Source organism: Vibrio sp. MarTm2, from assembly GCF_027587055.1.
Taxonomy (GTDB): domain Bacteria; phylum Pseudomonadota; class Gammaproteobacteria; order Enterobacterales; family Vibrionaceae; genus Vibrio; species Vibrio sinaloensis_D.
The window spans coordinates 767,466-793,733 of the sequence record NZ_JAPPTK010000001.1 but is presented as its reverse complement, the minus strand read 5'-3'; the positions used below and the strand labels follow the sequence as shown (position 1 = coordinate 793,733).

The following is a 26,268-nucleotide window of genomic DNA, read 5'->3' as shown; positions in this document are numbered from 1 at the left end:
TCATTTCATAAAATTGTTACCTCTTCGTCTATAAATAATGAATAAACTTGATTTTTTGGCGCTCTAGAATCATTTTTCGCTTTAACTGCTCTAAATGTTAGATTTCTTTTTAAGATTATATTGACACATATCAATCACCTCATTAGAATACCGCCAATTTGTCTAAATAACCTAAAAACGCTTTTTTATTGCGTGAAGGAAGGCAGATTTGCAGTTTAATTTATTATTTTTGCATTTTTATTCTGGAGGTTGTCTTGAGTAAATCAGCACTGTTAGTCCTAGAAGATGGGACAGTGTTCCACGGTGTTTCCATTGGAGCAGATGGTTCATCCGTTGGTGAAGTCGTTTTTAATACCTCGATGACGGGGTACCAAGAAATCCTCACTGATCCTTCCTATTCCCAACAGATCGTCACCCTTACTTATCCTCACATTGGCAATACCGGTACCAATACCGAAGACGAAGAATCTTCTTCAATCCACGCACAAGGCCTTGTGATTCGCGACCTTCCTCTTGTCGCTTCTAACTTCCGCAGTGAACAAACTCTTTCTGATTACCTTAAGTCGCAAAATATCGTCGGCATTGCTGACATCGATACGCGTAAACTTACGCGCATTCTGCGTGAGAAAGGTGCACAGAACGGTTGTATCGTTGCAGGTAACAACTTAGACGAGGCTCTAGCTCTGGCTAAAGCGAGAGAATTCCCTGGCCTAAAAGGTATGGACCTTGCGAAAGAAGTTACAACAAAAGAAGCGTATCAATGGAAACAAGGTTCGTGGACGCTTGAGGGTGGACTTCCTGAAGCGCAAGACGACAGCGAGTTGCCATATCACGTTGTTGCCTACGACTTCGGTGCGAAACGTAACATCCTGCGCATGCTTGTTGACCGAGGCTGCCGCCTAACGGTTGTACCTGCAGAAACAAGTGCAGAAGAAGTATTGGCTCTAAACCCAGATGGCGTTTTCCTATCAAACGGCCCTGGTGATCCAGAACCATGTACTTACGCCATTGAAGCAACAAAAGTATTCCTAGAAAAAGGCCTACCAATTTTTGGTATCTGTCTAGGCCACCAAATCCTAGCTTTGGCATCTGGTGCTAAGACAGTGAAGATGAAGTTTGGTCACCACGGTGCAAACCACCCGGTTAAAGACCTAGACCGCAACGTTGTTATGATTACTTCTCAAAACCATGGTTTCGCAGCGGATGAAGCGACACTGCCTGAGAACCTACGAGCAACTCACGTGTCACTATTTGATGGCTCTCTACAAGGTATTCACCGTACAGATAAGCCAGCATTTAGCTTCCAAGGTCACCCGGAAGCAAGCCCAGGTCCACACGATGCGGCTCCGCTATTTGACCACTTTATCGAACTAATCAAACAACACAGCGCTTAATTCGGAGTAGTAGAGAATGCCAAAACGTACTGACTTAAAAAGTATTCTAATTCTAGGTGCAGGCCCGATTGTTATCGGTCAGGCATGTGAGTTTGACTACTCTGGTGCACAAGCATGTAAAGCACTGCGTGAAGAGGGTTACCGAGTTATCCTTGTAAACTCAAACCCAGCAACCATCATGACTGACCCAGACATGGCGGATGCAACTTACATCGAACCAATCCAGTGGGAAGTGGTTCGTAAGATCATCGAGAAAGAGCGCCCTGATGCAGTACTGCCAACAATGGGTGGTCAGACAGCTCTTAACTGTGCACTAGACCTAGAGAAACACGGCGTACTTGCAGAGTTCGGCGTAGAAATGATTGGTGCAACAGCTGACGCAATCGACAAAGCAGAAGACCGTTCTCGCTTCGATAAAGCGATGAAGTCAATCGGCCTTGAGTGTCCTCGCGCTGATACTGCGAAAACGATGGAAGAAGCATACGCCGTTCTTGATATGGTTGGCTTCCCTTGTATCATCCGTCCGTCGTTCACTATGGGTGGTACTGGTGGTGGTATCGCTTATAACAAAGAAGAGTTCGAAGAGATTTGTCGTCGTGGTCTGGACTTGTCGCCAACTAACGAACTTCTTATCGATGAATCACTGATCGGTTGGAAAGAGTACGAGATGGAAGTGGTTCGTGACAAAGCGGACAACTGTATCATCGTATGTTCTATCGAAAACTTCGACCCAATGGGTATCCACACGGGTGACTCAATCACAGTAGCTCCAGCACAGACGCTAACAGACAAAGAGTACCAATTGATGCGTAACGCATCTCTAGCGGTACTGCGCGAAATCGGTGTTGAGACAGGTGGTTCAAACGTACAGTTTGGTATTAACCCGAAAGATGGCCGTATGGTTATCATCGAGATGAACCCACGTGTATCTCGCTCTTCTGCGCTTGCCTCTAAAGCAACAGGTTTCCCAATTGCTAAGATTGCGGCAAAACTGGCAGTGGGCTTCACGCTTGATGAGCTACAAAACGACATCACGGGTGGTGCGACTCCGGCATCATTCGAACCAACCATCGACTACGTAGTGACTAAGATTCCTCGCTTTAACTTCGAGAAATTTGCAGGTGCCAACGACCGTCTGACGACTCAGATGAAGTCAGTGGGTGAGGTTATGGCTATCGGTCGTAACCAACAAGAATCTCTACAAAAAGCACTGCGTGGCCTTGAAGTTGGTGTGAATGGCTTTGATGAAATGGTTGATCTGGATGCGCCAGACGCACTAACAACAATTCGTCACGAGTTAAAAGAAGCGGGTGCTGAGCGCATTTGGTACATCGCAGACGCATTCCGTGCTGGCATGTCTGTGGAAGGTGTATTTAACCTAACAGCAATTGACCGTTGGTTCCTAGTTCAAATCGAAGAGTTAGTTAACCTAGAAAACGAAGTAAAAGCGGGTGGTTTCGCAGGTCTAACTCAAGACGTTTTGCGCAAGATGAAGCGCAAAGGGTTCTCTGATGCTCGCCTATCTACAATCTTAGGTGTGTCTGAAAGTGAAATTCGCCGTCTACGCGACCAGTACGACATCCATCCAGTTTACAAACGCGTTGATACGTGTGCGGCTGAGTTCTCTTCTGATACGGCTTACATGTACTCATCTTACGATGAAGAGTGTGAAGCGCAGCCGACAGATAAAGACAAAATCATGGTTCTGGGCGGTGGTCCTAACCGTATCGGTCAAGGTATCGAGTTTGACTACTGTTGTGTACACGCTTCACTCGCACTGCGTGAAGATGGTTACGAAACCATCATGGTTAACTGTAACCCTGAGACAGTTTCTACTGATTACGACACTTCAGACCGTCTGTACTTTGAACCAGTAACTCTGGAAGATGTGCTTTCAATCGTCCGTGTTGAGAAGCCAAAAGGCGTTATCGTTCAATACGGTGGTCAAACGCCACTTAAACTGGCTCGTGCACTTGAAGCAGCAGGTGTGCCAATCATTGGTACTAGCCCGGATGCGATTGACCGTGCAGAAGACCGTGAGCGTTTCCAAGTTGCTGTTGACCGTTTAGGTCTTCTACAGCCAGAGAACGCAACGGTTACGACGCTAGAGCAAGCGGTTGAGAAATCAAAAGAAATTGGCTTCCCGTTGGTTGTTCGTCCTTCTTACGTTCTAGGTGGGCGTGCGATGGAAATCGTCTACGATGAGCAAGACCTACGTCGCTACTTCAACGAAGCAGTCAGTGTATCGAATGAGTCTCCAGTTCTTCTAGATAGCTTCCTTGATGATGCTGTAGAAGTCGACATCGATGCGATTTGTGACGGTGAGCGCGTAGTAATTGGCGGTATAATGGAGCACATCGAGCAAGCGGGTGTTCACTCAGGTGACTCTGCATGTTCTCTACCTGCTTACACGCTAAGCCAAGAGATCCAAGATGTGATGCGTGAGCAAGTTGAAAAGCTCGCTTTCGAATTGGGTGTACGTGGCCTAATGAACACTCAGTTTGCGGTTAAGAACAACAAGGTTTACCTAATCGAGGTTAACCCACGTGCTGCGCGTACAGTACCATTCGTATCTAAAGCAACGGGTGCACCACTAGCGAAAATCGCTGCACGTGTTATGGCGGGTCAATCTCTAGAGTCTCAGGGCTTTACGAAAGAAATCATCCCACCTTATTACTCAGTGAAAGAAGTGGTTCTGCCATTCAACAAGTTCCCTGGTGTTGACCCACTGTTGGGCCCAGAGATGCGTTCTACTGGTGAGGTTATGGGCGTTGGTGCAACGTTCGCAGAAGCTTACGCGAAAGCTGAATTAGGTTGTGGCGCAGTTTACCCAGAAGGTGGTCGTGCACTACTGTCTGTTCGTGAAGGCGATAAGCAGCGTGTAGTTGACCTAGCATCTAAGCTCACTAAGCTTGGTTACCAGCTGGATGCAACGCACGGTACGGCAGTGATCCTAGGCGAAGCAGGCATTAACCCACGTCTAGTGAACAAGGTACATGAAGGTCGTCCACACATTCTTGACCGTATCAAGAACAACGAGTACACCTACATCGTCAACACGGCTGCTGGTCGTCAAGCGATTGAGGATTCAAAAGTACTACGTCGTGGTGCGCTGGCTGAGAAAGTGAACTACACAACAACCTTGAACGCTGCATTTGCTGTATGTATGGCTCACACTGCAGACGCGAAAACGTCGGTAACGTCAGTACAAGAATTGCATGCAAAAGTTGCAGAGAACGAAGCAAAATAAAAATCAGTAGGCTCGCAAAAGAGCTTATATGACAACCTCATTGCCCACTCATTTGAGTGGGCTTTTTTTTGTGTTTAATGGTGAAAATTTGGAATAAATTTAAGTCGAATGTTTCTCTAAGGGAATTGTTAACTTGGTGGTATTTTGATGGGTAGCGATTGATAACTAATTGATTGAAAATGGAACTTACACTCGAAATACTGACGATTCTTTTCTTTGTTGCGACGGCCGCAGGCTTCATCGATGCGATGGCAGGTGGCGGTGGACTACTCACTTTGCCCGCACTTTTGGCGGCGGGCGTTCCACCGACTCAAGCTCTGGCAACGAACAAACTTCAAAGCTCATTCGGTAGTTTCTCTGCAAGCTGGTATTTTATCCGCAATGGTATTGTCAGCGTTAAAGAGATGCGCCTTGCTATTGCCTGCACGTTTATTGGCTCAGCGGTGGGGGCTGAAGCTGTACAGTATATAGACGCGGGTGTACTGACGAGTCTGATCCCGATTCTACTGGTCGCTATTTCGCTTTACTTTCTGCTGATGCCAAAAACCAAGCAACACTCTGGTGAAGCGAAGGTTTCGGAAGCTATGTTTGCGTTCAGCGTTGGTGGTGGGGTGGGCTTTTATGATGGTTTCTTTGGCCCTGGAACAGGCTCCATTTTTACGGTCTGTTTTGTCGCTTTTGGTCTCTTCTCTCTGGTGGACGCAACGGCTCGAACTAAGGTGCTTAACTTTACGTCAAATATCGCCGCGCTACTCTTTTTTATACTTGCAGGTTTACCTGTGTGGGAGTTAGGTTTGGTGATGGCGATCGGCGGATTTATGGGGGCTCAGTTGGGCGCTAAGGTTGTCGTCACTAAAGGCCAAAAATGGATTCGCCCTTTGGTGATTACCATGTCTATGCTAATGGCGCTGAAGCTACTTTGGGAACAACATCAGCAATGGCTTCTGTCAGTGATTTAATGCGCGGATTTCGGTATGAGGACGGCCGCATACAGATATGAATCGGTCGATATAAAGGCGTGAGCTGTTCAAAATGAAAGCAGTATTCTGGTTCGATCTTCATCGCCTTGATTACTGACAGTGGAATGAGGGCAGGGGCGATGCCTGAGATCGCCAACTGAGTGGATGCAGTATAAGAGTCCATTTGCATCACAGGCTCTACATTGAGTTTACTCAGTATCTCGATTTGATAAGTGTTAGCTGGATTGCTGAGATCATTGGTGATGATGGTGTGAGGCATATGATGAATCTGTTGCTTTGAAACGACATAAAACGGCTCGTCAATTAAATGAAATTGAAGCAGGTTTGGGTGTTTAGGTAGATAGCCAGCGCAAATGCCGATATGCGCTTTCCCTGATTGAACATGCTCAATGATTCTTGGCGTATGGTTTGTCGTCAGCGTGATATGCGGATCTAGCTCGACGTAATTGCCTAGAATCGAGTGAAGGTAGCCTGCGACTAAGGTTTCAGAACAGTCTAAACGTAGCGGCGTTGAATCTGGAAGTGCTTGTTGCTCGTTGATAAGCCCTTGGAGCTCTTTAAATGTCGGGCTAATACTTTCGATAAGGTTGATGGCATCTTGAGTGAGTTGAATATTTCGACCCGCAGGCACAATCAGCTTTTTGCCCATTTTTTTCTCTAAATTGGCAATGCGCTTACTCACGGCTGATTGACTAATGTAAAGCAGACTGCCGGCTCGACTCATTGTTTTGGCTTTGCTTAATACAAGTAGGGTTTCGATGCCTTCCAGAAGCATAGTTGGTTATCCGTCCATTGAGATGCGGTTGATCAATGTAACTGATTTGCTGATGCTATGCACCATTGAAGAGAGTGGCATGCTTAAATAAAAAAACGGCGCCGAATGGCGCCGTCTTTGTATTCTAGACTCTAAAACTTATAGAGATTCAGTGAACGTACGTGCGATAACGTCACGTTGCTGCTCTTGAGTTAGAGAGTTGAAACGAACCGCGTAGCCAGAAACGCGAATCGTTAGCTGTGGGTATTTCTCTGGGTTTGCAACTGCATCTTCTAGCGTTTCGCGCTTAAGAACGTTTACGTTTAGGTGTTGACCACCTTCAATACGTGGAGCCGTTTCGATAGCAACTTCGCGGCTTTCGTAGTCACCGAGATCGTTGATCGCTACAACTTGGTCAGCTTCGAAGCCTGCGTTTGCTGCGACACAACGTGCTTCGTTCTTTTCGCTATCAAGTAGCCAGATCGAGTTTAGTAGGTCATCGTTAGCTGCTTTAGTGATTTGAATACCTTGGATCATTACCGTCTCCTAGTCCACTTACGTGGTGTTATTGGTGTTAACTTTCGAATTTTGTTGAGTTACGTATTATATAGCGAATATCCCTTATGATAATATTGATTTAAGTCAAAAAACAACTAAAAACACTATTTTTATGAAGGTTATTTTATTGTTTTAAATCAATAAACTCTTTAAAAACAATATGGTTACAATAAATTTGATAATATAAAAAATAGTTAATAACTCAATTTGTAGTAAATTTACTACAGATTGAGTTTAAATGTTGACCTGTCGCCGAAAAAAAGCGGTAAATGGTTCGTATATTGAAAGTGTAAAGTGATTAAATGACAATGTTAAAAAGAGAGCTTGGAAGTAAGTTTATTGGAGCGCACGTTTCCGCTGCGGGCGGCGTTGATCAGGCTCCGCTCAGAGCAAGTGAGATCGGTGCAAATGCGTTTGCACTGTTTACCAAAAATCAGCGCCAATGGGCAGCGAAGCCATTGGAGCCCAAAATCATTCAAGCATTTAAGGCGAACTGTAAACGCTTAGGGTTCGACGCAGGGCAGATTTTGCCTCACGACTCCTATTTGATTAATTTAGGTGCCCCTGAAGATGATAAGCTCGAGAAATCGCGAGCAGCGTTTATCGATGAAATGAAACGCTGTCATTTGTTAGGGCTTACTTTGCTTAATTTCCACCCTGGGAGTCATTTAAAGAAAATTTCGGAACAAGATTGCCTCTCGAGAATTGCCGAGTCCATCAACCTTGCCCACAAAGCGGTACCTGAAGTGATTGCGGTGATCGAAAATACGGCAGGGCAGGGAACCAACCTAGGTTGGCGGTTTGAGCATTTGGCACAAATCATTGATCAAGTAGAAGATAAATCTCGTGTCGGTGTCTGTATTGATACGTGCCACACCTTCGCAGCTGGCTATGATTTAAGGGATTTTGACGCTTGTGACGCCACCTTTGCTGAGTTTGATCGCATTGTTGGTATGGACTATTTACGCGCAATGCACATCAATGACTCAAAAGTTGCCTTGGGCGGCAAAGTTGACAGGCATCACTCACTCGGTAAAGGCGAGATTGGTTGGGATTGTTTTGAGTATATCTCCAAAGACCCCAGATTTGATGATATCCCTTTGATTTTAGAAACGATCGAACCTGATCTTTGGCCGCAGGAGATTCAATCAATGCGGCAATTTCACCTTCAATCGATAGCTGATTCCACTTCATAGTGAGAAGGTGGCACCATTCTTTCATAGCGTAGTCTGTGTTTTACCAATGAGGGTGCCACTATGCCTTTTACCTCTTATCATATTCCTGTTCGTGTTGTTCGACTACCAGCGCCTAATCGTCATATTACTGGACAGGGGCATTATCGTACGCCACAGAAAAAGTAGTTATCACAGTCATTAACTCCTTTGTTCCTTCTTCTATATTTGCGACAATTTGTGCGACTTAAATAGAAGAAGGAACGGGATATGACTCAGTCATTAACTTGGCATGATGTTATCGGCAAAGAAAAGCAGCAAGCCTACTTTCAAGACACATTGAGTTTTGTTGAGGCAGAGCGTCAATCAGGTAAGGTCGTCTTTCCTCCGGCGCAAGATGTCTTTAATGCCTTCTGCGCCACTGAGTTTGGTGATGTGAAAGTGGTGATACTTGGTCAAGACCCTTACCACGGACCAAACCAAGCGCATGGTCTCTGTTTCTCCGTGTTACCTGGTGTCAAAACGCCGCCTTCTCTTGTCAATATGTATAAAGAGCTCGCACAAGATATTGAAGGCTTCCAAATTCCCCAGCATGGCTATTTACAAAGTTGGTCTGAGCAGGGCGTGCTTTTATTGAATACCGTATTAACGGTTGAGCAAGGTAAGGCGCATTCGCATTCTAAATCGGGCTGGGAAACATTCACAGACCGAGTGATTGAAGCGATCAATCAGCATCAATCCGGCGTTGTCTTTTTATTGTGGGGGGCTCATGCTCAGAAAAAAGGCCGCTTTATCGATCGAGATAAGCATCATGTGCTAGCTGGGCCGCATCCTTCTCCATTGTCTGCACATCGAGGTTTTTTCGGATGCCGACATTTTTCACAAACCAATGCGCTATTAGCTCAACAGGGTAAATCTGCTATTGATTGGCACCTGCCACTAGAGGTCGAATTGTCATAACTATTTGCTCTGCTTAAAATTCGAACAGCGTCAAAGTGTCATCAAACCATCTGCTATACACTTATAATAAGTAAGTGTAAGGAGAGCGCTATGATGATTGAAAGGATAAGAAGAGAGCACGGCTACATGGTTCGTTTGTTGGCCGTTCTCAAGCACAAGATGGCTCAACTTGAAAACGAGCAAGCGATAAATTATTCCTTGCTGTACGAGATAGTTGCCTATCTTGCGGAGCATTCAGAGCGGGTTCATCACCCTAAAGAAGACATTATTTATCAATATTATCTCGATAAATTTGGTCATCTTGAATCCATTGAAAATTTGGAAGCCGAACATAAACAGCTCTCTGAGAAGACTCACGAGTTTTTGGCGACTGTTGAGATGATTTTGCAAGACGCGGTAGTACCACAAGATATATTCTTGGAGCAACTGAAAGACTTCATCGGCTCTCAGTATCAACACCTAGATATGGAAGAGCGGTCAGTTTTGCCGATAATCCTGAGAAACTTTACGGTCAAAGATTGGCAAGCGGTTGAGGCGATGTGGAGTGTCAATGAAGACGATCCAGTGTTTGGAGAGACGATTGCAGAGCAATACCAGCAACTGGCAAGTCGTGTAAGGCAGAACGAAACAGAAGCTTTGTAATAGCGTAGAAACAAAAAAGAGGCATTGCGCCTCTTTTTTTTAGAATTCTAAATCCGCAGAGTCTTCAAAGCCGATATCCATTTCTTTGAGTTCTCTTTGTAGGCGTTGCCTATCTTTAATTGCCTCTATTTCTCGCCATTTGCGTTTTACCGGTTTCGAACGCGTCGCACGCGCTTTTGGTAAACCCATTTCCATCATTTCTTCAAAGTTTAAGCCATCCATAAGCTACCTCTTTTTTAAATTATTACTCTTTGAAGGGGTACTATCTAAATACCATTCTCACTGAAGCGTATCTTTGATTCGTTTCTCATTTGTTACGATTCAATGAAGATTTCCTAAAAAAACTGACATCGGCTCACACTATTTTCCGTATGGTGTGGTTTTTTTTGTGCAAACGAGTTAACGAAAACGATTAAATTCTCAAAATATGATTGTTAATCTCGTGTTTAAAAAAAGAGCATTTTTCACCAATGTGCAAAGAGTTGCTTTACGTACAAAAAGTGACGTCTAAGCGACGAAATAACACATGAGCGAGATTTTATGCGAGACCTTGGCGGGTAAGGGGTGCGACCTGCATGTAAGAAAGAGGTTCTTTGTTGGGGCGGAATATCTGTTATGTTGTTAATAAATTATGTTGATGTTCTGGTTTTGTGTTTTTGATGTTCTCTCTTGTGTTAATTATTGGTGATTTTATAGTGAAAAATAACATAAAAATGAACTCGATTGCATATTGATTTTTGCGAGTCTTCGCTGCATTATCCGCCCGTCAAAAAATACGCTGATACGTAAAATGGAAGCATGAGGCGAGTTTTACAGGTCTAAACTGCATAATTAAACAACAATGCACTAAGCTATCTTGACACTTAGTCAGGCAGTTAGATGGATGGCAGGGACGCGATGATCAGCGAAATCTCACTATGAGGAACTTATGACAGATTTAATCAATTTGATGAATGACCTACTTTGGGGTTCCATTCTCGTTTACCTTCTTGTCGGAGTTGGAATTTACTTCACTGTCCGTTTGGGATTCATCCAGTTCCGCCACTTTGGCCACATGTTTTCTGTTCTAAAGAACAGTCGTAAAGCAGACAAAGCTGGTATCTCATCTTTCCAAGCGCTTTGTACCAGTCTTGCTGCTCGTGTTGGTACCGGTAACATGGCTGGTGTTGCGGTTGCCCTAACCGCTGGTGGTCCTGGCGCGATTTTCTGGATGTGGCTAATTGCGATGCTCGGTATGGCAACATCGTTTGCTGAGAGTACCTTAGCACAGCTATATAAAACCAAGGATGACGACGGAAACTACCGTGGCGGTCCAGCATATTACATGGAAAAAGGCCTAGGTATGCGTTGGATGGGCGTACTGTTCTCAGTATTCCTAATTATCGCTTTTGGTCTTGTATTTAATGCGGTGCAGGCGAACTCAATTGCCAACGCGATGCACAATGCGTTCGGCTGGGAAGATACATATGTTGGTATCTTCGTTGTTCTGCTTTCGTCGGTGGTTATTTTTGGTGGCATTAAGCGTATCGCGCGCGTGGCTGAGTTAGTTGTTCCAATCATGGCGCTTGCTTACTTACTGCTTGCTCTATTCGTAATGATGATGAACATCGAAAAGTTACCGGACATCTTAGTGCTTATCTTTAAGAGCGCATTCGGCCTGCAAGAAGCGGCTGCAGGTGGTCTGGGTTACGCAATTGCGCAAGCGATGATCAACGGCATTAAGCGTGGTCTATTCTCGAACGAAGCAGGTATGGGTTCTGCGCCAAACGCAGCTGCATCAGCAACGCCTTATCCTCCGCACCCAGCGTCTCAAGGTTACGTGCAAATGCTTGGTGTGTTTATGGACACCATCGTGATTTGTTCGGCGACGGTTGCGATTATCTTGATGTCAGGTGAGTATGTACCACACGGTGAAGTGACAGGTATCGAGCTAACTCAAACAGCCTTAAGCTCTCAGGTTGGCGAGTGGGGTGGTATCTTTGTTGCGGTTGCGATTTTCTTCTTCGCATTTACCTCAATCATTGCTAACTACTCTTACGCAGAAACGAACCTTATCTTCCTTGAGCATAACCACAAAGCGGGTCTTGGAATCTTCCGTGTGATTGTTCTTGGTATGGTTATGTTTGGTGCGGTTGCCTCGCTGCCAGTTGTTTGGGCGTTAGCAGACGTATCAATGGGCTTAATGGCGATTGTTAACTTAGTGGCGATCATCCTACTGTCTGGTATCGTGATTAAGCTAGCAAAAGACTACAACCGTCAGCTTGATGAAGGTAAAGTGCCGACATTTGATTCGAACGATTTCCCTGAACTGAAGTCTCAGCTTGAAGATGGGATCTGGGATCAGAGCAAGAAAGATTAATCGTTCACTATAGCGTTTACCTATTAATACGATTCAAAAAGCCATGCAGACAATGTGTGGCTTTTTTTGTACCCTAAACGTTATAAATAATAGAGAAGGGTTAAGTAAAGTCATGTTAATTGTCGTATCACCTGCGAAAACGTTAGATTATGAATCTCCTCTTGCGACAGAGACGTTCACTCAGCCTGAGTTGATTGATTACTCAAAAGAGTTGATAGAGGTTTGTCGTAAACTGACGCCGGCAGATGTGGCGAGCTTGATGAAAGTCAGCGACAAGATTGCCGATTTGAATGTTGGTCGCTTTCAAGAGTGGAGTGAAGAATTCACCACGGACAACGCTCGACAAGCTATCTTGGCGTTCAAAGGGGATGTGTACACAGGGTTAGATGCAGAATCTTTGACAGAGGCGGATTTTGAGTATGCCCAGAAACATCTTCGTATGTTGTCCGGTCTATACGGATTGCTAAAGCCGCTAGATTTGATGCAGCCATATCGCCTCGAGATGGGGACTAAGCTAGCAAATGATAAAGGGACTAACTTGTATCAGTTTTGGGGTAACGTTATTACCGACAAACTGAATGAGGCGATTGCTGCACAAGGTGATAATGTCCTCATTAACTTAGCGTCCAACGAATACTTCAAAGCGGTAAAACCAAAAGTGTTGGATGCGCAGGTGATTACGCCTATCTTCAAAGATTGTAAGAATGGTCAGTACAAAGTGATCAGTTTTTATGCGAAGAAGGCTCGCGGCATGATGGCGCGCTACATTATTGAAAATCAGATCTCGAGTGTCGAACAGCTCACCAAGTTTGATGTAGCCGGCTATTACTTCGTTGAAGAAGAGTCAACGCCAACAGAATTGGTCTTCAAGCGCGAAGAGCAATAATCAAGGAGTCAGCCATGCTGGGATGGATTAAGCGTTTGGTAGAAAAATATGATGCTTGGTGTTTGTCGATGGGTTTAACACCTGAAAACAAGCGTAGCTGCGTTCCATATCGACGCGATCCAAACAGCCAAGACAAGACTTGTGATAAGGCGCAGTAACCATGCGCCTTTTTGATACTCATTGCCACTTCGACTTTGAACCATTCGCCGACAACTTTTCTGACAATCTCGCCCAGGCAAACCAGTGCGGCGTAGAACGCTTTGTTATTCCCTCAGTGGGTCCACAAAATTGGCAAGAAGTAGAAGCCTTATCTTCTCAGTTTCACGGTGTTTATCATGCGCTAGGCTTACACCCTTATTTTCTGACTGATGAAAGCAGTGATTACCTTATTGAGCTAGAAAATCGGCTTCGGGCCCGAACGAAGTTCTGTGTTGCCGTTGGCGAATGTGGCTTAGATGGCCTTGTTAATATCAGTGCCGCTGAGCAGGAACACATTTTTATCGCTCAGGTGAAATTGGCAACATTATTTCAACTTCCTCTGATTCTCCACAGCAGAAAAACGCACAACCGAACTCTACAAATATTGAAGCAGTGTCGTTTCCAATTTGGTGGTGTTTTACACGGCTTTTCGGGCAGTTATCAGCAAGCGATGCAGTTTATAGAGCTGGGATTTTATATCGGTGTTGGTGGTGTAATTACTTACCCGAGAGCGAACAAAACGAGGCAAACTGTGGCTCAGTTGCCCCTTGAGAAATTGGTCCTGGAAACCGATGCTCCCGACATGCCACTAAATGGACACCAAGGCAAGGCCAATCATCCGAAGATGATAGGTGAAATAGTGTCCTGTCTCGCATCGTTAAAAGGAATGTCAGAGCAAACGATTGCTGAAAACGTTTGGAAAAATAGCAATTCGGCGTTCGGTATTTGTGAATAAATTCTAAATAAAATGTGTTTTTAGTGATTACCCAGAGAGTGAATGGTGATCTTGTTCACGTAAATGAGTGAACGTATGATGAATCTTCGCAGAAACTGTGAGGATGGCATTACTTTATCAATGGACGGATGAGTATAATTGCCTCCGCTTTTGAGCTCCATTTTGTAACACGCCAACAAATAACATATAAGGAAGTCATAAACTATGAGCCTGTTTATGAGCCTAGTCGGCATGGCAGTATTGCTAGGAATTGCATTACTACTGTCAGATAACCGCAAAGCTATCAATCTAAGAACTGTGGGTGGCGCTTTTGCTATCCAATTCATCATCGGTGGTTTCGTTCTGTACGTACCATGGGGTCGTGATCTTCTAGCTGGTTTCTCAGCTGGTGTACAAAACGTGATCGATTACGGTAAAGACGGTACTGGTTTCCTATTCGGCAGCCTAGTTAACTTCTCAGTTGACGGTATCGGTTTCATCTTTGCTTTCCAAGTACTACCAACGCTAATCTTCTTCTCTGCGCTAATTTCTGTACTTTACTACATCGGTGTGATGCAGTGGGTTATCAAGATTCTTGGTGGCGGTCTACAAAAAGCACTAGGTACTTCTCGTGCCGAGTCAATGTCTGCAGCAGCTAACATCTTCGTAGGTCAAACAGAAGCACCTCTAGTGGTTCGTCCGTTTGTTCCTAAAATGACTCAATCTGAGCTATTTGCAGTAATGTGTGGTGGTCTTGCGTCAGTTGCTGGTGGTGTACTAGCGGGTTACGCATCTATGGGTGTACCTCTAGAGTACCTTGTAGCAGCATCATTCATGGCAGCACCAGGTGGTCTACTATTCGCTAAGATCATTAAACCAGAAGTTGACACTCCAGACGAAGATTTGGACAGCAACATTGATGGTGGTGACGACAAGCCAGCTAACGTTATCGACGCAGCAGCAGGCGGTGCATCAGTTGGTCTACAACTAGCACTTAACGTTGGTGCAATGCTACTAGCATTCGTTGGTCTAATCGCATTAGTTAACGGCATCCTAGGTGGCGTTGGCGGTTGGTTCGGTATGGAGAACCTAACTCTAGAACTACTACTAGGTTGGTTGTTCGCACCTCTAGCATTCCTAATCGGTGTTCCATGGGCTGAAGCAACATTCGCTGGTTCTTTCATCGGTCAAAAACTGGTTGTAAACGAATTCGTAGCTTACCTAAACTTCGTACCTTACGTTGGTGATGCAGCACAAGTTGTTCCAGCAACTGGTGAAGTAATGTCTGAGAAGACTCAAGCAATCATCGCATTCGCACTATGTGGTTTCGCAAACCTTTCTTCTATTGCGATTCTACTAGGTGGTCTAGGTAGCCTTGCTCCTGCACGTCGTCACGACATCGCTCGTATGGGTGTTAAAGCAGTGTGTGCTGGTACACTATCTAACCTAATGGCGGCGACAATCGCTGGCTTCTTCCTATCTTTCTAATTAAGTAGATAGATTATATAGACGCCGTTTTATAAAGCCCCGTAGCAAGTTTCTTGCTGCGGGGCTTTTTGTTTTTCTGTACCTAGCTGCAGTAAAAACAATCTCAAGGTTATAAAACGCCTTGAGTGCGACACTCTTAGTCAGCTGAGTGTCCAGTTGGATAAGGTTTGCCGATGCACTGAATCGAGCAAACGTTAACCAACGACTTTTTTGAGATACAAACCGTTTGCGCTCTATGAGCCACTACAGTTTTGCGACAAATATCTATAATGTATATATCTATAGAAAGTAGGACTTAACTTATGAATGAAGTTATCCTCGCAACCCTTGCTGGGTTTGTTGTCGGAATCCTGTTTTCCGCCATCAAGTTGCCAATACCCGCTCCACCTGTGTTATCAGGAATCATGGGCATTGTCGGTGTTTACTTAGGTGGCATAACTTATCAATGGATTATTGAGAAGTTTTTTAGCTAGCGCTACTGAGTACAAGGAGTATGATGAGCGTTGGTTGCAGCATGTCTGCATACACGTTAGACACTTCAATCGCAGATTGTTGTGCCATAGACCAAACTGGTACTGTGCGGTGACAAGGATAGCAATTAGGGGGCAATTCGCTGTTTACCCCTGAGTCTTCAAGGAACCAAGTCCGTTCATTAATGACTGCAAGGCTAGCTTGATTTGAGTCGAAATCATCAAGCTGGGCAGTAAAATTTTTGAATATTGATCGGAGATAGAAATGAGCGATTTAAAAGCAGCAGCACTACGTGCACTTAAACTAATGGACCTAACTACGCTGAATGATGACGATACTGACGCGAAAGTTATTTCACTATGTCATGACGCAAAATCAGCAGTAGGTAACACAGCTGCAATCTGTATTTACCCTCGCTTTATTCCTATTGCTAAGAAGACACTTCGTGAGCAAGGTACACCAGAAGTTCGCATCGCGACTGTAACTAACTTCCCACACGGTAACGACGACATCGAAATCGCCGTTGCTGAGACAAAAGCGGCAGTGGCTTACGGTGCAGATGAAGTAGACGTCGTATTCCCTTACCGTGCCCTAATGGCAGGTAACGAAGAAGTTGGCTTCGAGCTAGTGAAGCAATGTAAAGAAGCGTGTGGTGACATTCTTCTTAAAGTGATCATCGAAACCGGTGAGCTAAAAGAAGAAGCGCTAATCAAGAAAGCTTCTGAAATCTGTATCAAAGCAGGTGCAGACTTCATTAAAACTTCAACGGGTAAAGTGCCAGTAAACGCTACACCAGAATACGCTCGCATGATGCTTGAAGTGATTCGCGATATGGGCGTTGCAGAAACGGTTGGTTTCAAACCAGCGGGTGGCGTGCGCACAGCTGAAGATGCACAAGCGTACTTGGCAATGGCTGATGAAATCCTAGGTGATAACTGGGTTGATGCACGTCACTACCGTTTCGGTGCGTCAAGCCTGCTAACTAACCTTCTTAATACATTAGAAGTAACAGACGAGACTGCTGATCCAGCAGCTTACTAATTCTCTCGTCCTATTTGACGCCGCAACGTTGTTGACTGCGTAAGTTCATCCTAATCACATAGAGCCTCTATGCTCATAGGAATGAACTTACTTGTCGCCTAGCTGCAACGCCAAATAGTTTGAGAGTAAATAATGACAAAGTCTGTTTGGTGGAGTAGTGATTCGCTGCTCCACATTACCTCTTTACCTTACAACCTTGCTATTCAAAGCATGGGAGGATCTAATGTACTTACCTCAAGAAATTATTCGTAAAAAACGTGACGGCGAAGTTCTAACTGCCGAAGAAATCAACTTCTTCATTCAAGGTGTTGCAAACAATTCTGTATCTGAAGGTCAGATCGCGGCGTTTGCAATGGCAATCTTTTTCAACGAAATGACAATGCCTGAGCGTATCGCACTGACGTGTGCAATGCGTGACTCTGGCATGGTGATTGATTGGAGCCACAAAGAGTTTGGCGGACCTATCGTTGATAAACACTCTACCGGCGGTGTAGGTGACGTAACTTCACTAATGCTTGGCCCTATGGTGGCGGCATGTGGTGGCTTTGTTCCTATGATCTCTGGTCGTGGTCTTGGCCATACTGGTGGCACCCTAGACAAACTTGAGTCTATTCCAGGCTACAACATCACACCTACCAACGAAGTATTCGGTGATGTGACCAAAGACGCAGGCGTGGCAATTATCGGTCAAACTGGCGACTTAGCACCTGCAGATAAGCGCGTATACGCAACTCGTGATATTACTGCGACAGTCGATAACATCTCGCTAATCACAGCGTCAATCTTGTCCAAGAAGCTGGCAGCGGGCCTTGAGTCTCTAGTCATGGATGTAAAAGTAGGTTCAGGCGCGTTTATGCCAACTTACGAAGCCTCTGAAGAGCTAGCAAAATCGATCGTTGCAGTAGCAAACGGCGCAGGCACCAAGACAACCGCTATTCTTACTGACATGAACCAAGTACTGGCTTCTTCGGCGGGTAACGCAGTAGAAGTTCGTGAAGCGGTTCAGTTCCTAACCGGTGAATACCGTAACCCTCGTCTTCTAGAAGTTACCATGGCGTCATGTGCGGAAATGCTGGTTCTTGGCAAGCTGGCTGAGAATACGGAAGACGCGCGTAACAAACTGATGGCAGCTCTGGATAACGGTAAAGCGGCAGAATGCTTCGGTAAGATGGTTGCAGGTCTTGGTGGTCCAGTAGATTTCGTTGAAAACTACGATAACTACCTAGAAAAAGCAGAGATCATCAAGCCAGTATTTGCTGATGAATCTGGTGTCGTTTCAGCAATGGATACTCGTGCGATCGGTATGGCTGTTGTGGCTATGGGTGGTGGTCGCCGCGTAGCAACCGACGAAATTGACTACGCTGTTGGTTTTGATGGCTTTATTCGCTTGGGTGAACAAGCGTCTAGTGACAAGCCTTTAGCGGTCATCCACGCTCGTAATGAAGAGCAGTGGCAAGAAGCGGCTAACGCACTGAAAGCGGCGATTACAATCGGTGGTGAATATACGCCAACGCCAGAAGTGTATCGTCAGATTCGCGCAGAAGATTTGTAATCTTGTCATACGTGAAGCTGCAGCAGCTTTCTTGTGTCTGCTGCAACTTCTACTAGGCTGGGTTAAATAATTACAATTAGATTGGTCGATTGAGCACTTGTTCTCGGCCAGTTATAGGAAGAGAGCAATGAAAAGAGCATTTATTTTAGTCTTAGACTCATTTGGTATTGGCGCAACGGCTGATGCGAAAGATTTTGGTGATGTGGGTTCAGACACGCTAGGTCATATCGCTGAGCAGTGTGACAAAGGCTTGGCTGACAATGCGGATCGTAGCGGCGCACTCAAGCTACCTAACCTATCTAAACTGGGTCTTGCGATGGCGCACAAAGAGTCAACAGGTAGCTTTGCACCTGGCCTTGACGCTGACGCGGAAATTATCGGTGCTTACGGCCACGCGGCTGAGCTTTCTTCTGGTAAAGATACTCCATCAGGCCACTGGGAAATTGCAGGCGTGCCTGTCTTGTTCGACTGGGGCTACTTCACTGATAAAGAAAACAGCTTCCCGAAAGAGCTGACAGACCGCATTCTAGAGCGTGCAGGTCTTGATGGCTTCCTAGGCAACTGCCATGCGTCGGGTACACAAGTTCTTGATGACTTGGGTGAAGAACACATGAAGACGGGGCAGCCAATTTTCTATACTTCTGCTGACTCTGTTTTCCAAATTGCGTGTCATGAAGAAACGTTTGGTTTAGACCGCCTATTAGAGCTGTGTCAAATCGCACGTGAAGAGCTTGAAGACTACAACATTGGTCGTGTTATCGCGCGTCCATTCATCGGCCCAGGTAAAGGCCAGTTTGAACGTACCGGTAACCGTCGTGACCTATCAGTTGAGCCGCCATCAGCAACGATTCTTCAAAAACTAGTTGATGAGAAGGGTGGTGAAGTTCACTCAATCGGTAAGATCTCTGATATTTATGCTGGCTGTGGTATCACTAAGAAGACCAAAGCAACAGGCATTCCTGCACTATTTGATGCAACAAAAGATGCCATCAAAGAAGCGGGTGACAATACTATCGTATTCACAAACTTCGTTGATTTCGACTCAGCTTACGGTCACCGCCGCGATGTTGCGGGCTACGCTGCAGCGTTAGAGTACTTTGATGGGCGTATCCATGAAGTCATGGAGCTGATGGAAGAAGATGATCTGCTAATTCTTACTGCTGACCACGGTTGCGACCCTACATGGCCAGGTACAGACCACACTCGTGAACATATTCCAGTGATTGTTTACGGCGCTAAAGTACCAGCGGGCTCTTTAGGTCTTCGTGATACGTTTGCTGATATTGGTCAGACGCTAGCAAGCCACTTTGGTACTTCACCAATGGATTACGGTAAAAACTTCCTGTAATTCTAATTCGTTACTATCAATAGAGGGCATGTCCCTCTATTGTTTTGTTTATCGCTTACTTATATCCGATTAAGAAAAGGAAATGAAATCATGGCAACTCCACATATCAACGCAGAAATGGGTGCATTCGCTGATGTCGTTTTAATGCCGGGTGATCCACTACGTGCGAAATACATTGCAGAAACGTTCCTGGAAGATGTTGTACAGGTATGTGACGTACGTAACATGTACGGTTTCACGGGTACTTACAAAGGCCGTAAGGTATCAGTAATGGGCCACGGTATGGGTATTCCATCGTGTTCAATTTACGCAACTGAGCTTATTAAAGATTTTGGCGTGAAGAAGATTATCCGTGTCGGTAGCTGTGGTGCGGTGAGTGAAGATATTAAAGTGCGCGACGTTGTGATTGGCATGGGCGCGTGTACGGATTCTAAAGTAAACCGTATTCGTTTCAAAGGTCATGACTTTGCGGCTATCGCAGACTACAAAATGGTTCGCGCGGCAGAAGATGCAGCGAAAGCTCGTGGCATTGAAGTGAAAGTGGGTAACCTGTTCTCGGCAGAATTGTTCTACACGCCAGATCCAGAAATGTTCGACGTAATGGACAAGTACGGCATCGTAGGCGTAGAGATGGAAGCGGCGGGTATCTACGGCGTATGTGCTGAGTATGGCGCTAAAGCTTTGACTATCTGTACGGTTTCAGACCACATCAAAACAGGCGAGCAAACCACGTCAGATGAGCGTCAAACAACGTTCAACGATATGATGATCATCGCGCTAGATTCTGTGTTGTTAGGTGATGCAGAATAATCAAGCTGAGTGAAGGAGAGAGCTCCTTACCTTGATTCTCGACGATTTAATCAAACAGGGTTGGTATTATGCCAACCCTGTTTTGTTTCTACTGCATATCTTTGAGCAGTAAGTTTTCGCTTTTCGATTTGGGTTTACGACGAATCACAATAGCTAGCAGCAAGCCTGCGATAAAGCTCATTCCCACCATGGTGTACATATAGCGATCACTTTTTCTATAGTAGTGATCAGAAAAGGCAGTTACACGGCCGGTCTCAAAGGTGATGCGAACAAAGCCTAAGACGACGTTATCGCGAATAATGGGTTCGACTAACTGCTGTTTACCAATGCGTGCCGTTTCAAGTGGAGTATCTAAGCCTAGGATCTGACGTACAGACTTGGCACTCTCACTCGAGGCGAGACGAATGCCTTCAGCGTCATAGATTGCGGCGTCATACACAAGTGCATCTTTAGCTAACTGATTAGTTAACTTAAGCAAGCGCTCTTGGTCTTGAGCGACGATCATATCGCCAGCAGATAGAGAGGCTTGGGAAATCAAAATTTGGGTGAGAGTCTCCAACTGATTCTGTTGGATCTGCTCGTTCCCTTTGGTGATCTTGACGCTATTTACGCCAATAATCGCAACCATTGCTACCAAGGAGAGGATGGCAAGTGCTCGTATTGCGTTTCGAAATGAAAACAGAGATGAGTCCATTTGGCACCAAAATATCCATTAAATAAGCGGATCAACATATTGAGACTTGCGCTTTCAAATTGCAATAGGTTAACGTGTTGCAAGGTTTAATAAGGATTCTAAACATGGACAGGTTTAATACATTACCCATTCGTCGTCACATTCCTCTTCTCAATCGCTTACCAGAAACTCGCCTTTCTACACGGTTTGATAAAGCCAATGCAGGTTGGGTTGTCTACAGTACACATCTTTCTGCTGCAAGCTTTGAAGATATAGACTTCTTCACTGGATTCTACAATTCTGTGGTCGATGTATGGAAAGTCGGTCAGTATGAAGTTGCCTTGATGGAAGGTCAGTTGACGCCGGAGCATGAAGAGATTCTCCAAGCATTAGAGCTAGATTATGCTCGACTGCAAGACATTCCGGATCTATCCAAGCCAGGTTTGGTTGTATTCGACATGGATTCAACCGCCATTCAAATTGAGTGTATTGATGAAATTGCCAAGCTTGCCGGTGTTGGGGAAGAAGTGGCCGAAGTAACCGAACGCGCGATGCAGGGGGAGCTTGATTTTGAACAAAGTCTTCGCCAGCGTGTGGGCAAACTGGCTGGCGCAGATGAAGCCATTTTGGAGCAAGTTCGTTCTGTTTTACCACTGATGCCTGACTTGCCGGAGCTGATTCAAACGCTTAAACGCTTCGGTTGGAAAACTGCGATTGCTTCCGGTGGATTTACTTACTTTTCAGATCATCTGCAAGAGATGCTTTCACTGGATCATGCTCAGTCAAATCAGTTGGAGATTGTCGATGGCAAATTGACGGGCAACGTGATTGGTGAGGTGGTGAGTGCGCAAACCAAAGCCGACATTCTTGTTCAACTGGCAGAGCAATACGACATCGAGCTACATAATACGATTGCCGTCGGTGATGGTGCCAACGATTTAACCATGATGGCGGCAGCGGGTTTAGGCGTTGCTTACCACGCGAAACCGAAGGTTGAACAGCAGGCTCAAACAGCGATCCGTTATCATGGTTTAGGAGGGCTGATCTGCGTATTGTCCGCGATCTTGGTCAAGCAAAAGCGAGTCAGCTTTTCTCCACTCAAATAAACAAAAAGGCGAGGAAATCCTCGCCTTTTTCTATTGAGTCAGTTCAAGTCTTATTAAGATCTCTTCCGTAATGTCGGTGAGTTCACCGTAACCAATAATGCCGTTAATTTCTTTTTCTAAGCTGCGTGCTTTGTGCAGGCTAATTTGGGAGAGTTCTTGCAAATCTTTGCGTACTAATGCGGTCATTGGATCAAATACAGGGGCGCCACAAATTCTGATCGCATAAAACTCACCGATATTCTGCGCATTTTTAATGAACTCAATCCGTTCTTTGATGCCACTGAAATCACTTAACAGTTTTGATTCAACAGATTGAATGCGAGTCCCAAACTTTACGGCGCTTAAGTAGAGCTCGTGATATTGGGGCTCGGCACCTTCAATGTGCTTCATAGGTTCTGCCAGTAGCGTAGCAGAACGCCCCTTGTATATAGGCTCTAGTGAATAAGTTTGCCCGTTGCCCAATTTTGCAAACAGCGTCAAATAGGCAGGGATTGGGTAGTGTACCCCTATCACTTTTGGCCTCATGTTGCTGCCTTTCTTCTCGACAAAGACCGGAGCGCTTACCGCTTTGTCGAGCAAAATATCATGCAGTCCTTCCAACAAATTATTGCTTGGCAATAGCTCTTTTTTCGCTATCAATTTTTCTTGGTTGTGAGATATCAATTTGCCAAAGAACGCAATGACACGCATGGTGTGGCTTTCTTCAATTATCGCAAGTTGAAGCTGCTTGCCACCAGGACTAATGCGGATAACCTTATAAGGCACAGCATCAAGCGGCAGTTTTTTATCATAGAGCTGAAGTTCTTTGAAGTTGATATTACACAGCTCGCCCGCTTTCATTCGACTAGGCTCTGCAAGTTGAATGCTCGCCCCATGCTTTGATAGATCTAATGTTGCGCCTTGAAGTTTCTCGCCATTTTCGCTGGTGAGCTCCACTGGCGACTTAAATTGGTACCTTGGCTCTTTTCGACGAGACTTAGCATCAAAGTACAAACAAATCGGGTTGTAGCTAGGATTACGAGCGTGGCGAAATGGATTTAATTCACTGCTTGGAAGTCGAGGCTTGTCGGTCAACAAATAATCTTGGCGACTACGATGATCGGATATCTCTTGCAGCATGCCACAATGGGTTAGGCAGTTAGGTTCTAACCCCAACTCAGTGGAATGAGCCGATAGCTCTTGACGTTCCTCTTCCGATAGCTCAAAAACGGATAAACGGAACGCTTTCCAACTCTCTTTTTTGGCTCCAATGTGCCAAAACAACTGGCGAACTTCGCGAGAGGCTTCAGGCATCATCATAGAGAAAAACAGTTGCTGACCTTTGTGGTCGTGCGTAAACGAGTAAAGAACGTTATTGCTGCCCTTCATCCCAGGGGTAGTGAGATTAGCCATTCGCTGACTATTGAACAGACTGCTTAACGTTTGCTGGTTTCGTTCGTCCTGCCAATATTGCCATATCGAGTGGTTATTCTCTGTCATCAAGACCAGTTTGAGTTCGTCCCCACTAAAGAACACGGGCAGATTACAAGTGTGCTTAAGGTAGGTGTGCTCAAAGCCACGCGAGCGTGCGCGGATGATTTTGTCTTGATTATCATGACGTGCTTTTTGAGCGTCACTCTTGAGGTACTGCTCAATGACGATGCTAAGTGTGTTGGTCTCATCGAGCTTGAGCAGTCGTAAAAATTTGACCGCATCGTTCTCGTACGATTCGTCTACACCCACAATTCGGTAAGGAATGGCATCGTGAATGCCTTCGATATCACTGTTTTTCTCTAGTTCGACAAAGCGAACATTGACGATTTCCCCAAGTTTGTAGCCAAACGCTGAGGGCACTTTGAATTTTGCGCCTGAGGGGGAGAGATCGACGGTCACCGCGTGAACAATTTGCTTGTTGGCTAGCTTTATTTCGATTTGGGAGCAAATTCTTAAGCGGTTTTCACGACGTTTTAAGTCATATCCTAGGTTGATGGGTTCGACTTCAAACGGCGAGCTTTCTGCCGTGTTGCCGCCTTTCAGTGATTGACCGCGTTGTTTCATCACGCGGAAGTTGTTGTGCGTGTTGCACAGTGCTTCCCAAACCCCTTCGGTGTAGCCACCGAATTTTCGGGTATTCTTGTGGTAGGCGTTGAACGCTACGTCATCGAGCCAGTGTTTTAGGCCATCTAATTCGTATTCTCGGCATTCGCCATTGACGCGTCCACGTAGGTCAATACTCTTAGTGCATGGAGCCATAACGCGGTTCAGTTCCATTTTGACCAAGATTTTAACCGACGGCGGTTCGCCCTCTGTCATCTGACCAAGAAGAAACTCGAAATCGTCCGCGTGATAAGCAGGAATAAGTCTTTCTGCTATAGAAAGGATTTCAGGCTGCTGCATATTTATTGTTTGAAGTACTCCATACCTAAACTATCGACCTTGATATAAAGATCTTTAGTGATATGTTGTCGCGAATCAAGCAAAATTAAGCACAAACCAATATCTCAGTTCACAAATACAAATATGAGGCGACATGGCTAAGGCGAAAAGAGCATATGTATGCAACGACTGTGGAGCAGATTTCCCTCGTTGGCAAGGTCAATGCAATGCATGTGGGGCATGGAATACGATCAGTGAAGTGCGACTAGCGGCATCTCCAGCGGCGGCGCGCAACGAACGATTGTCGGGCTATGCGGGCAATAGCGGCGAAACTCAAGTTCAGACATTGTCAGAAATTGATCTGCAGGAAGTCCCTCGTTTTACCAGTGGGTTCAAAGAGTTTGACCGAGTATTAGGTGGCGGTGTTGTACCTGGGGCGGCGATACTGATTGGTGGTAACCCTGGCGCGGGTAAATCCACATTGCTGTTGCAAACCATGTGTTATTTGGCAGCGCATATGCCGACGCTCTATGTCACCGGTGAAGAGTCATTGCAGCAAGTTGCGATGCGGGCTTCTCGACTGGGGTTACCAAAAGACAATTTAAAGATGTTATCGGAAACCAACGTCGATAGAATTTGCCAGATTGCGGAGAAAGAGCAGCCGAAAATTATGGTGATCGACTCTATCCAAGTGATGCATGTATCTGACGTTCAATCATCACCGGGCAGTGTCGCTCAAGTAAGAGAGTCGGCCACCGCGCTGACGCGCTACGCTAAGCAGAACAATGTCTCTGTATTTATTGTTGGACACGTCACTAAAGATGGCACTTTGGCAGGACCAAAGGTTCTCGAACACATTATTGACTGCTCGGTGCTTTTAGATGGCGGAACAGATAATCGCTTCAGAACCATGCGCAGCCATAAAAACCGTTTTGGTGCCGTCAATGAGTTAGGGGTTTTTGCCATGACGGGGCAAGGTCTCAAAGAAGTGAGTAATCCATCGGCTATCTTTTTGTCTCGAGGTGAGGAGGAGACTTCCGGCAGCTCTGTGATGGTCGTTTGGGAGGGTACTCGTCCACTCTTGGTTGAGATTCAAGCTTTGGTCGATTATTCCCAATTGGCAAACCCTCGTCGTGTTGCTGTGGGGTTAGAGCAAAACCGGCTTTCCCTGTTACTTGCTGTGCTGCATAAACACGGCGGTTTGCAGATGGCGGATCAAGATGTCTTTGTGAATGTGGTAGGTGGGGTCAAAGTGACCGAGACCAGTGCAGACTTAGCATTGGTGATGGCGTTACTCTCTAGCTTCAGAGACCGCCCTCTACCGAAGGATGTCGTGGTGTTTGGTGAAGTTGGATTAGCGGGGGAAATTCGCCCAGTGCCAAGTGGTCAAGAGCGCTTAAATGAAGCGTTTAAGCATGGATTTAAGAAAGCCATTGTACCTGCGGCCAACATGCCTAAAGGGGGAATCCCGGGCATGCAAATTCATGGAGTGAAGAAGCTTTCTGAAGCGATAGAAGCGTTTGATGAGCTATAGACGAGACATGGCGAAGTGAGGG

Annotated in this window: 23 protein-coding genes; 18 read left to right on the top strand and 5 right to left on the bottom strand. The window is 45.5% G+C overall.

What is annotated here, in order from left to right; translation table 11 throughout:
• The first annotated feature begins 254 nt into the window (after positions 1-254).
• The 3 genes from carA (at position 255) to OH458_RS03705 (ending at position 5,603) form a co-directional block, all read left to right on the top strand.
• Positions 255-1,394: a glutamine-hydrolyzing carbamoyl-phosphate synthase small subunit gene (carA, locus tag OH458_RS03715; RefSeq protein ID WP_269977307.1), complete on the top strand. Its 1,140-nt coding sequence runs from the start codon at positions 255-257 to the stop codon at positions 1,392-1,394.
• A gap of 16 nt (positions 1,395-1,410) precedes the next feature.
• A complete protein-coding gene (carB, locus tag OH458_RS03710) occupies positions 1,411-4,644 on the top strand; it encodes a carbamoyl-phosphate synthase large subunit (protein ID WP_005473508.1) in 3,234 nt (1,077 codons plus the stop codon).
• A gap of 179 nt (positions 4,645-4,823) precedes the next feature.
• Entirely contained in the window at positions 4,824-5,603 is a 780-nt protein-coding gene (locus OH458_RS03705) for a TSUP family transporter (protein ID WP_269977306.1), read from the top strand.
• Here the strand turns inward: OH458_RS03705 and OH458_RS03700 are convergent.
• Together OH458_RS03700 and grcA are read right to left on the bottom strand one after the other, a co-directional pair.
• On the bottom strand, positions 5,539-6,399 hold the full coding sequence (locus tag OH458_RS03700) for a LysR family transcriptional regulator (protein ID WP_269977305.1): 861 nt from the start codon (positions 6,397-6,399) through the stop codon (positions 5,539-5,541). The genes OH458_RS03705 and OH458_RS03700 overlap by 65 nt on opposite strands.
• A 138-nt stretch (positions 6,400-6,537) precedes the next feature.
• Positions 6,538-6,915 carry an autonomous glycyl radical cofactor GrcA gene (gene grcA, locus OH458_RS03695; RefSeq protein WP_005473448.1) on the bottom strand — a complete coding sequence of 126 codons (378 nt, stop codon included), beginning with the start codon at positions 6,913-6,915 and terminating at the stop codon, positions 6,538-6,540.
• Between the two features lie 323 nt (positions 6,916-7,238).
• On the opposite strand from grcA, the gene nfo reads away from it, so the two are divergent.
• From nfo to OH458_RS03680, 3 genes are all read left to right on the top strand, one after another.
• On the top strand, positions 7,239-8,132 hold the full coding sequence (gene nfo / locus OH458_RS03690) for a deoxyribonuclease IV (protein WP_269977304.1): 894 nt from the start codon (positions 7,239-7,241) through the stop codon (positions 8,130-8,132).
• Between the two features lie 246 nt (positions 8,133-8,378).
• Positions 8,379-9,068 carry a uracil-DNA glycosylase gene (gene ung, locus OH458_RS03685; RefSeq protein ID WP_269977303.1) on the top strand — a complete coding sequence of 230 codons (690 nt, stop codon included), beginning with the start codon at positions 8,379-8,381 and terminating at the stop codon, positions 9,066-9,068.
• A gap of 90 nt (positions 9,069-9,158) precedes the next feature.
• Positions 9,159-9,710 carry a hemerythrin domain-containing protein gene (locus OH458_RS03680; protein ID WP_269977302.1) on the top strand — a complete coding sequence of 184 codons (552 nt, stop codon included), beginning with the start codon at positions 9,159-9,161 and terminating at the stop codon, positions 9,708-9,710.
• 39 nt (positions 9,711-9,749) lie between these two features.
• Here OH458_RS03680 and OH458_RS03675 read toward each other — a convergent pair whose 3' ends face one another.
• The gene (locus tag OH458_RS03675; protein WP_038139648.1) at positions 9,750-9,932 is read right to left on the bottom strand and encodes a DUF3545 family protein; all 183 of its coding nucleotides are present in this window, start codon (positions 9,930-9,932) and stop codon (positions 9,750-9,752) included.
• 706 nt (positions 9,933-10,638) lie between these two features.
• Here OH458_RS03675 and OH458_RS03670 point away from each other — a divergent pair.
• The 10 genes from OH458_RS03670 to deoD all read left to right on the top strand — a co-directional run bounded on the left by OH458_RS03670 (position 10,639) and on the right by deoD (position 20,578).
• The gene (locus OH458_RS03670; protein ID WP_038139645.1) at positions 10,639-12,069 is read left to right on the top strand and encodes an alanine/glycine:cation symporter family protein; all 1,431 of its coding nucleotides are present in this window, start codon (positions 10,639-10,641) and stop codon (positions 12,067-12,069) included.
• Positions 12,070-12,181: 112 nt separating this feature from the next.
• A complete protein-coding gene (gene yaaA / locus OH458_RS03665) occupies positions 12,182-12,955 on the top strand; it encodes a peroxide stress protein YaaA (protein ID WP_269977301.1) in 774 nt (257 codons plus the stop codon).
• Between the two features lie 14 nt (positions 12,956-12,969).
• Positions 12,970-13,113, top strand: coding sequence for a DUF5363 family protein (locus tag OH458_RS03660; protein WP_269977300.1), 144 nt, complete (start codon positions 12,970-12,972; stop codon positions 13,111-13,113).
• Between the two features lie 2 nt (positions 13,114-13,115).
• Entirely contained in the window at positions 13,116-13,889 is a 774-nt protein-coding gene (locus tag OH458_RS03655; RefSeq protein WP_269977299.1) for a TatD family hydrolase, read from the top strand.
• A gap of 204 nt (positions 13,890-14,093) precedes the next feature.
• Positions 14,094-15,356: a NupC/NupG family nucleoside CNT transporter gene (locus tag OH458_RS03650; protein WP_269977298.1), complete on the top strand. Its 1,263-nt coding sequence runs from the start codon at positions 14,094-14,096 to the stop codon at positions 15,354-15,356.
• A gap of 302 nt (positions 15,357-15,658) precedes the next feature.
• Positions 15,659-15,829 carry a XapX domain-containing protein gene (locus OH458_RS03645; RefSeq protein ID WP_005473572.1) on the top strand — a complete coding sequence of 57 codons (171 nt, stop codon included), beginning with the start codon at positions 15,659-15,661 and terminating at the stop codon, positions 15,827-15,829.
• 262 nt (positions 15,830-16,091) lie between these two features.
• Positions 16,092-16,868 (top strand): deoxyribose-phosphate aldolase, encoded by a 777-nt coding sequence (gene deoC / locus OH458_RS03640; RefSeq protein WP_005473560.1) that lies wholly within the window; start codon positions 16,092-16,094, stop codon positions 16,866-16,868.
• A gap of 223 nt (positions 16,869-17,091) precedes the next feature.
• On the top strand, positions 17,092-18,420 hold the full coding sequence (gene deoA / locus OH458_RS03635; RefSeq protein WP_269977297.1) for a thymidine phosphorylase: 1,329 nt from the start codon (positions 17,092-17,094) through the stop codon (positions 18,418-18,420).
• A 127-nt stretch (positions 18,421-18,547) separates the two neighbouring features.
• Complete coding sequence (locus tag OH458_RS03630; protein WP_038139636.1) at positions 18,548-19,768, top strand: phosphopentomutase; 1,221 nt, start codon at positions 18,548-18,550, stop codon at positions 19,766-19,768.
• A gap of 90 nt (positions 19,769-19,858) precedes the next feature.
• Entirely contained in the window at positions 19,859-20,578 is a 720-nt protein-coding gene (gene deoD, locus OH458_RS03625) for a purine-nucleoside phosphorylase (RefSeq protein ID WP_005473519.1), read from the top strand.
• A gap of 88 nt (positions 20,579-20,666) precedes the next feature.
• On the opposite strand, the gene OH458_RS03620 is transcribed toward deoD, so the two are convergent.
• The gene (locus tag OH458_RS03620) at positions 20,667-21,272 is read right to left on the bottom strand and encodes a YtjB family periplasmic protein (protein WP_005473490.1); all 606 of its coding nucleotides are present in this window, start codon (positions 21,270-21,272) and stop codon (positions 20,667-20,669) included.
• Positions 21,273-21,376: 104 nt separating this feature from the next.
• Here OH458_RS03620 and serB point away from each other — a divergent pair, with 104 nt between their 5' ends.
• Complete coding sequence (serB, locus tag OH458_RS03615; protein WP_269977296.1) at positions 21,377-22,357, top strand: phosphoserine phosphatase; 981 nt, start codon at positions 21,377-21,379, stop codon at positions 22,355-22,357.
• 30 nt (positions 22,358-22,387) lie between these two features.
• Here the strand turns inward: serB and OH458_RS03610 are convergent, their stop codons facing one another.
• Entirely contained in the window at positions 22,388-24,733 is a 2,346-nt protein-coding gene (locus OH458_RS03610; protein ID WP_269977295.1) for a PilZ domain-containing protein, read from the bottom strand.
• 133 nt (positions 24,734-24,866) lie between these two features.
• Here OH458_RS03610 and radA point away from each other — a divergent pair, with 133 nt between their 5' ends.
• Positions 24,867-26,246, top strand: coding sequence for a DNA repair protein RadA (gene radA / locus OH458_RS03605; protein ID WP_005473514.1), 1,380 nt, complete (start codon positions 24,867-24,869; stop codon positions 26,244-26,246).
• Positions 26,247-26,268: the final 22 nt, after the last annotated feature.